This is a genomic window from Dyadobacter sp., assembly GCF_051859145.1.
In the GTDB taxonomy this organism is placed as follows: Bacteria; Bacteroidota; Bacteroidia; order Cytophagales; family Spirosomataceae; genus Dyadobacter.
Window position 1 is genome coordinate 1 of record NZ_JBHYGF010000168.1, and the last position, 6,680, is coordinate 6,680.

Genomic DNA, 6,680 nt, shown 5'->3' on the forward strand with positions numbered 1-6,680 from the left:
CTACTACCTGACTATTCCCGCACCAGCGCAATTCCATTCCGTACTTCCTTTTTCGTTTACCGAACCTGACGAAATTCCTGACGGGATAGTAGGGGATATGGTGCCTGACAAGCATTATACGCAGCCCGAAATGCTGGGTTATGTGGAGGAAGTGCGTGGAAAGCTCCGAGAGGTTGTTTTTGGTCTGTCCGAAGAGAAATTGAGTGAGCGCTGGACAGAGCCCAGCGGGGATATGGATTATACGGTTTTAGAAATCCTGCTCTATAACCTCCGCCACGTACAACATCATGCGGCACAGCTGAATATGCTGCTGCGGCAGGAGGCGAATATGCGGTCGGAATGGATTTTTAGGGTGGACGAATAGGATGTACTTTTTACAATATTTGATCAAGCAAAGACTTATGGATCGCAAACCGGCAATAGTAACGCAGCAGGTCAGCATGAAAAATGGTGATCAATCAGCAAGCCCTACCGCTAGCTCGCCAGCCCGCGCCACCTACTCCCTCGCCATTATGCCCAGCACGGAGATCCTGCTGGAGGTGGCCGAAATGAAGCAGCAGTACCGCATCGCAGTCGGTAGAAGTTACGGCAGCGCCAATGCGGAAGCGCATATTTCTTTGGATGGTTTCGAAGCTGACGAAAATGATTATCCTTACATTCTTGCCGAGTACCGCCGCATTGTGTCGGAATTGCATCCGTTCGATATCCGCTTTTCAGGGTTTGGTGATTTTGATCGTGGGAATTACTCGGCTTTTTATATCAAACCAACAATCGAATCTGCTGCTCTTATCCGTGAGCGCAGCGGGGTGGTGGTGAAAAGCTTTGACAAAAAGATCAGGAAGCAGTACATGCAGAAGTGGGCCGACGAATCCAAGAATCCACATATGTCCATTGGCCGGCGGCTGTCGCGCGAATGGATAGGGCTCGCTTACTCGATTTTCCGGGAATATGAAGCAAGCTTCCACTGCAATGCATTCGCGATCAGGAAGTATAATGAAAAACGACGCCAGTACGACGTCGTGGATTTGCTACCACTGCTGGGTGCTCCCGCAGTGCAGCTGGATCTTTTTCAACCTTGATCATATCATTCGAAAGCCTATCAAAACCGCTCTTGGCAGCTTTCGCAGAAATAGCTGCGACGCTTTGTATTTCCGAGGTATTCTTTGTGAAAAGGAATGTTACAGCGCGGACATATCTTTTTGGTGTGCGCCAGCCAATGCTTTTTGAGGGTATTCTCCTTTTTCCACTCCAAAAAATCAAATGAGTAGTTCCGCGTCTCTTTGATCATTTCGCGCAACGTCTTATCCGGTATTTCGCCGATCTGACTGAGCGGGTGGACTTTTATTCGAAACAAGACCTCATTCTTGATGATGTTGCCGCTGCCGGCAAATATATCCTGATCTAACAAGGCATCGCAGGCGAGCATTTCAGGCTGGGCTTTAAGCTTCTTCAATGCGGCTTTTCCGTCCCATTTGTCAGACATTACATCTCCCGAAAAATCATAGATATCGGTCAGTGGTTCATCGAGGATCACTACTGAGCATACATAAAAGTTGAGCTCGTGCTCATCAAACAGCAGGCTTAGCCGCGGGTTTGTTTTCTTGCGTTCGTCGAACAGGTAACTCCCGAAGAGCAGAAAATGAATGCGGACTGTGAAATCTTCAAAACAGATCAGAAAATGCTTACCCCAGGATTTAAAATCCGTCACCTTTTGACCAATGAGCCTGTCCATATCAATTTTGGCATAACCCTCGGCGTGACGAACAACTTTCCCTTTCAGATGGAGTGTTTCAATCTTTTCTCTCAAAATAATAATCGACGGACCTTCGGGCATAGTGCAGCATTTTGTGTTCAGCAGCAGTGCTCAACAATAATGCCAGCCCGGCATACTTATTATACGTATAGCTATTGTACCAAATTTGAAAACCATGCGGAACTTCATGATTACAATCGCTTCCACGTCCAAAGAAAACATTTTGACCTTCGAGCGGCACATTATTCAGAATGATACTTTTCCAAGTCAGTCGTATATCACAAATGTGGTAAACAGGGGAGGGCCGGAGCAGGATAAGGGTGAGGTAATTTCCATTGTGGAACTGTCCGACCAGGATGTGACAGACTACGAGGCCCGCAGCTAAACAACTTTAATTCAAAACCACTCTATGGGATTTTTCTCCAAAAAGTCTGACGGTACCGAACCATCTCAGCCTCAAAATTTCGCCTTGGAACAAAGGTATCCGTTCTACATACAGGCTCCGATGGTCTTTATCGGACTTTACCTGTTTTTTTACTTCATGCATCTTTTGCAGGAAATCATCGTGCCTTTCGCATTTGCCGGACTGATCGCCATTCTGCTCAACCCGCTTTATAACAAATTGCAAAGGTGGAACATCAACAAGATCCTGTCGATCGTACTCACGATTCTACTAGCCATTCTTGTTGTTGCTGGAATTGCATTTTTCCTGTCCTCGCAAATTGCGCAGTTTGGCGAAATGCTTCCTCAGCTTAAAACAAAAGCAGTGTCGCTTATTCACGATCTGCAATCCTGGCTGGCTGTGAAGTTTAATGTGTCGAATGAAAAGCAGACCAGTATGGTGAACGATGCATTGAATGAGGCGATGAACAGTGGTAAGACTTATGTGGGAAAAACCTTGAATACGGTGTTTGGTATTGTGAGCTTTTTCGTACTTATTCCGTTGTACGTTTTTCTGCTTCTTTACTATAAACCTTTGATCCTCAACTTTATTTTTGAGGTTTTCGACGAAAATAATTCAGCGTAGGTTGCTGAGATTTTGCAGGAAACGAAAGGCGCAGTGCAAAGCTACATTGTGGGGCTGATGATAGAAACCTCCATTATCGCGGCATTGAATTCGGCGGCGCTGCTGATCCTGGGTGTCAAGTATGGTTTGCTGCTGGGCGTGATCGGCGCGATCCTGAACCTGATCCCTTATATAGGAGGTTTGATCGCGATTATCCTCCCGGTACTGATATCATTTATCACCAAAGATGGTATTACCACGCCCCTCCTGATTGTGGGCGCTTATATGCTGATCCAGTTTGCAGATAACAATATCATTGTACCCCGCATTGTTTCGTCAAAAGTGTCGGTCAACGCATTGATATCGATTCTCATTGTTTTACTCGGAGGAACATTATGGGGCGTAAGTGGAATGTTCCTGTCCATTCCATTTGTAGCGGTACTTAAAATTATCTTCGACCGGATCGATGAACTGAAACCCTGGGGTAAGCTGCTAGGCGATAAAATGCCCGAAGACGCGCCCAGGCAGGTTGTAAACCCGAAGGAAGTGGAATAGTTCACAAATCTCACAGGCACAAAAAAAATCGCCGCCCGGTCAGGAGCGGCGATTTTTTTGTTTGCTGATGCTTAGTAAGTCAGTTTTTGAATGGTACCCAGCGGCATGCTGATCACATAAAACTCGCGATCGCCTGTGCGTTTGATGTCGGTCGGCATCATCAGACCACCAAGTAATACAGTTCCGTCTTCGTTTAATACTGCTCCTGTGAATGGAGCGAAGCCTTTTGCTCCAAAGTCTGCCAGTTTCACAACTAGCGGCTTGTTGTTGGCTGTCAGTGTTATGTGGGTCAATGTGGTGAAACCATCTTTGTAAATGCTTACATTTCCGCTCATATCCACAGCGAAGATTTTCGCGCTGCCAGGAACAAATGGTCCGCCTGAAAGCGTGCTGACCAGGAATTTACTTCCGTCGAAAACAATACCGGTTGGTACTGCATCTACGATAGGGCCGGTACCTACTTTGGGAAGTACTGCAAAAAGGCTGATCGATCCATCGCCATTGTTTCTTTTGAAAATGGCATTGGCGCCTGCGTCGGCCATATAAATGTTGCCATCAGGCCCCACAGTCATGGAGTACAGGTTGGAATTTAAAGGATTTGTCAAACCCAATGAGCGTACCTGGTTGCCGTATTCGTGAACAATCAGGTCAGAAATTGATTTCTGCGCATCTCCGGCTTTGAAGTTGGATACATCGGCGATGTACAGTTTTCCTTCAATACCATGCAAAATGTACAGCTTGCTGTCATGGAACATCACGTGGCTGATACCTTCTGCGCCGCCTTCGGGTCCCATTACAGAAGTAAACCCGCTAGCGAATGTAGTTTTGGTACCATTTGGTGTGATCATTACAACTGCACCGTCATTGTTACCGGTACCGATTTCAGACACCCAGAGGTTGCCTTTGTTATCCTTGTCCATTCCGATTGGTGCACGCAGTCCTGAAAACAGGTCAGAAGCAGTAAGCTGGGTAGGCTCCGGAATTGGTACAACGTGGTCTGTACATGCAATTACAGCAGCGAAAAGGAGCAGTGAGGCAAGAATTGAAGGCAGGAATTGTCTTTTCATAAGAAATGATTGTAGGTGGAACGTTGAATGAGTTAGTTGAATGCGGCGAATGCCACGTCAAAAGTAAAGAATTTGAATCCTGCTGGTTTGACCGGTCGGATTATTGAATGACTTTCTTATTTAGCGGTCACCGCCGGTGAGTTGATCAAGCAACTATTTGATTCTGACAGCGTATAAGCTATTTTCACGTCCACATCTACTAACCCCAGTTTTTACATGACAGAAGAAATTATCCAACCTATTCCTAAAACTTATGTCGCGATTGATGTGCAGACAAAAGAATCCGGTTTCAGTATGGCTTCGGACATACATACCTGTTCATTGTTAAAAACACTCGCTGCTTCCAAGCCGGGCGGTAAATTCCTGGAACTGGGCACCGGAACAGGTTTGTCGACCTGCTGGATCCTTGACGGAATGGACGCAGATTCCAGTTTGGTTTCGATTGATAATGAGGATAAGTTCCTGAAAATAGCGTCCCACTATCTGGGAGATGATCCACGTTTGTCGCTGGAACTGACAGACGGAGCAGCGTGGATCGAAGCGCATCAAGACGAAAAATACGACTTCATCTTCGCCGATACCTGGCACGGTAAGTACCTGCTTCTTGACGAGGTGTTGGATATGCTCAATCCCGGCGGATTTTACATTATCGATGATATGCTTCCTCAGCCCAATTGGCCGGAGGGTCACGATGTAAAAGCGCGTAATCTTGTCAATTACCTTGATAGCAGAAATGACATTGTGCTTACAAAACAAGTTTGGGCCACAGGGATTATTTTGGGAGTAAAGGTGAGATAATGCAATGTGTGATGATGTTTTGTATAAAAAATGCTTGCTGAATCCGGCAAGCATTTTTTAATTGACTTATGTTGAAAAGACTGGGCATTACTGCTGCTGCGCCTGCTGTTGACCAGGTTCCGGTTCAAGGAGCTGCACTTCCACGTGAAGCGATTTCAATGTAGCATTACCAAATTGTGTGACCATGGCCACGTCTGCTGCGTCCCTGCCGTGTGCAATTTCAATCCGGTATCCTTCGGTTTTTTCCTGAACCGCATCGAAAGCGTACCAGTCGCCGCCGATATACACTTCAAACCACGCGTGCAGGTCCATTTCCTGCAATTTGTCAAGATACCCGACTGTCATACGCGCAGGAATACTCAGGCTTCTGCAAAGCGCGAGCGCCAAATGGGTGAAGTCACGGCATACTCCGATCCTGTTACGCGCCAGGTCCAGGGCTGTTGTAGTCGAATTGGTCACCCCGTATTGATACTTAATATTGTTATGGATCCATTTCCTGATCTCTTCCACCTGATCATACCCAGGCACAAAGTTACCTGCGATTTCAAAAGCAAGTTTGCTGATTTCCGGCAAATCAGACTCGCAATAGCGACTTGGCAAAATGTAATGCATTACTTCATCAGGCAGGTCGCCGATCATCATATAAGCAGGCACCGGATTTGGAATCGGCTTCGTTACATTTACCTGCGCCTGCACCTCGGTAGAAATGGTAACTTGTCCTACCGGCAGCACAAAGCGCTGACAGGGGTTGCCGTAGAGATCTGTGTATTCTGAGAATGGCACGGAAGGGATGATTTCAAAACCTTCCTGAAGAACCGACTGGCCTTCCTGTCTTCTTGGGCGTAACATGGTTGTTACGTTGGTGGGCGCGTATACATCGTAAGCGATGACGCTTTTACCCTTCATTTTCATAAGATTCGATGATAGAATAAGTACATCTTCCTACAATCATAAATCCTGTGCCATTCAGTTGATTAAGGAAAGAAAGTAGGAGATTGCATGCATTAAATAACAAAAAGGGGCCAACCGGCCCCTTTTTACATCACTGGATTTCTATTAATCTTGGTCCTTTTTGCTTGGCTTCCTCCCGTTTCGGAATCCGGAGCTTTAACAGACCATTTTCATATTGTGCGCTGATCCTGTCTTCATCGACCACATCCTTGGGCAACACGAATGTTCTCTGGAAAGACTGGTAGCTGAACTCCCTGCGCGAGTAGTTCTCTTTGTTCTTTTACTGAGGAAATCGTAAGTGTATTGCCGTCGAGACGAATGTTGAAATCTTTCTTGTCCATTCCCGGCGACGCCATTTCAACTTCAAAATTGTCATCGGTTTCGCGGATATTCACCGCAGGGATCGTCGTACTTGTTGACGAATAATTGGAGTTGTTCCAATTGAAATGATCGCGACTTAAAAAGTCATCAAAGAAGTTCGGAAACACTGGGAACGTATCCCGGTTCTTTCTGATGAGTGACATAATTTACCTCGTTTTAAGTGTTAAAT

9 protein-coding genes and 1 pseudogene are annotated in these 6,680 nt (G+C 46.1%); 5 read left to right on the forward strand and 5 right to left on the reverse strand.

Annotation, left to right across the window (positions count from 1 at the left end):
• Together ACTIE6_RS11165 and ACTIE6_RS11170 are read left to right on the forward strand one after the other, a co-directional pair.
• On the forward strand, window positions 1-364 hold a 364-nt coding region (locus ACTIE6_RS11165), incomplete at its 5' end, for a DinB family protein (RefSeq protein WP_439556708.1).
• Between the two features lie 37 nt (window positions 365-401).
• On the forward strand, window positions 402-1,079 hold the full coding sequence (locus ACTIE6_RS11170; RefSeq protein WP_439556709.1) for a 2'-5' RNA ligase family protein: 678 nt from the start codon (window positions 402-404) through the stop codon (window positions 1,077-1,079).
• A 20-nt stretch (window positions 1,080-1,099) separates the two neighbouring features.
• On the opposite strand, the gene ACTIE6_RS11175 is transcribed toward ACTIE6_RS11170, so the two are convergent.
• On the reverse strand, window positions 1,100-1,834 hold the full coding sequence (locus tag ACTIE6_RS11175) for a DNA-formamidopyrimidine glycosylase family protein (RefSeq protein ID WP_439556710.1): 735 nt from the start codon (window positions 1,832-1,834) through the stop codon (window positions 1,100-1,102).
• A 94-nt stretch (window positions 1,835-1,928) separates the two neighbouring features.
• Between ACTIE6_RS11175 and ACTIE6_RS11180 the strand changes: the two genes are divergently transcribed.
• Both ACTIE6_RS11180 and ACTIE6_RS11185 read left to right on the forward strand, forming a co-directional pair.
• Entirely contained in the window at window positions 1,929-2,138 is a 210-nt protein-coding gene (locus ACTIE6_RS11180; RefSeq protein ID WP_439556711.1) for a hypothetical protein, read from the forward strand.
• Window positions 2,139-2,258: 120 nt separating this feature from the next.
• Window positions 2,259-3,314, forward strand: a pseudogene (locus ACTIE6_RS11185) (AI-2E family transporter).
• Window positions 3,315-3,385: 71 nt separating this feature from the next.
• Here ACTIE6_RS11185 and ACTIE6_RS11190 read toward each other — a convergent pair.
• The gene (locus ACTIE6_RS11190; protein ID WP_439556712.1) at window positions 3,386-4,381 is read right to left on the reverse strand and encodes a ScyD/ScyE family protein; all 996 of its coding nucleotides are present in this window, start codon (window positions 4,379-4,381) and stop codon (window positions 3,386-3,388) included.
• A gap of 216 nt (window positions 4,382-4,597) precedes the next feature.
• Here ACTIE6_RS11190 and ACTIE6_RS11195 point away from each other — a divergent pair, with 216 nt between their 5' ends.
• A complete protein-coding gene (locus tag ACTIE6_RS11195) occupies window positions 4,598-5,179 on the forward strand; it encodes an O-methyltransferase (RefSeq protein WP_439556713.1) in 582 nt (193 codons plus the stop codon).
• Between the two features lie 87 nt (window positions 5,180-5,266).
• Here ACTIE6_RS11195 and ACTIE6_RS11200 read toward each other — a convergent pair whose 3' ends face one another.
• The 3 genes from ACTIE6_RS11200 to ACTIE6_RS11210 all read right to left on the reverse strand — a co-directional run bounded on the left by ACTIE6_RS11200 (window position 5,267) and on the right by ACTIE6_RS11210 (window position 6,654).
• Window positions 5,267-6,085 (reverse strand): transglutaminase domain-containing protein, encoded by an 819-nt coding sequence (locus tag ACTIE6_RS11200; protein WP_439556714.1) that lies wholly within the window; start codon window positions 6,083-6,085, stop codon window positions 5,267-5,269.
• 136 nt (window positions 6,086-6,221) lie between these two features.
• The gene (locus tag ACTIE6_RS11205) at window positions 6,222-6,350 is read right to left on the reverse strand and encodes an Hsp20/alpha crystallin family protein (RefSeq protein ID WP_439556715.1); all 129 of its coding nucleotides are present in this window, start codon (window positions 6,348-6,350) and stop codon (window positions 6,222-6,224) included.
• Window positions 6,325-6,654 (reverse strand): Hsp20/alpha crystallin family protein, encoded by a 330-nt coding sequence (locus tag ACTIE6_RS11210; RefSeq protein WP_439556716.1) that lies wholly within the window; start codon window positions 6,652-6,654, stop codon window positions 6,325-6,327. Before ACTIE6_RS11210 ends, ACTIE6_RS11205 begins: the two co-directional genes overlap by 26 nt.
• Window positions 6,655-6,680 lie beyond the last annotated feature (26 nt).

Bases quoted from the DNA above. Each gene is read 5' to 3' on its own strand.
- ACTIE6_RS11170 (WP_439556709.1), top strand. From the start codon at position 402: ATGGATCGCAAACCGGCAATAGTAACGCAGCAGGTCAGCATGAAAAAT.
- ACTIE6_RS11175 (WP_439556710.1), bottom strand. From the start codon at position 1,834: ATGCCCGAAGGTCCGTCGATTATTATTTTGAGAGAAAAGATTGAAACA.
- ACTIE6_RS11180 (WP_439556711.1), top strand. From the start codon at position 1,929: ATGCGGAACTTCATGATTACAATCGCTTCCACGTCCAAAGAAAACATT.
- ACTIE6_RS11190 (WP_439556712.1), bottom strand. From the start codon at position 4,381: ATGAAAAGACAATTCCTGCCTTCAATTCTTGCCTCACTGCTCCTTTTC.
- ACTIE6_RS11195 (WP_439556713.1), top strand. From the start codon at position 4,598: ATGACAGAAGAAATTATCCAACCTATTCCTAAAACTTATGTCGCGATT.
- ACTIE6_RS11200 (WP_439556714.1), bottom strand. From the start codon at position 6,085: ATGAAGGGTAAAAGCGTCATCGCTTACGATGTATACGCGCCCACCAAC.
- ACTIE6_RS11210 (WP_439556716.1), bottom strand. From the start codon at position 6,654: ATGTCACTCATCAGAAAGAACCGGGATACGTTCCCAGTGTTTCCGAAC.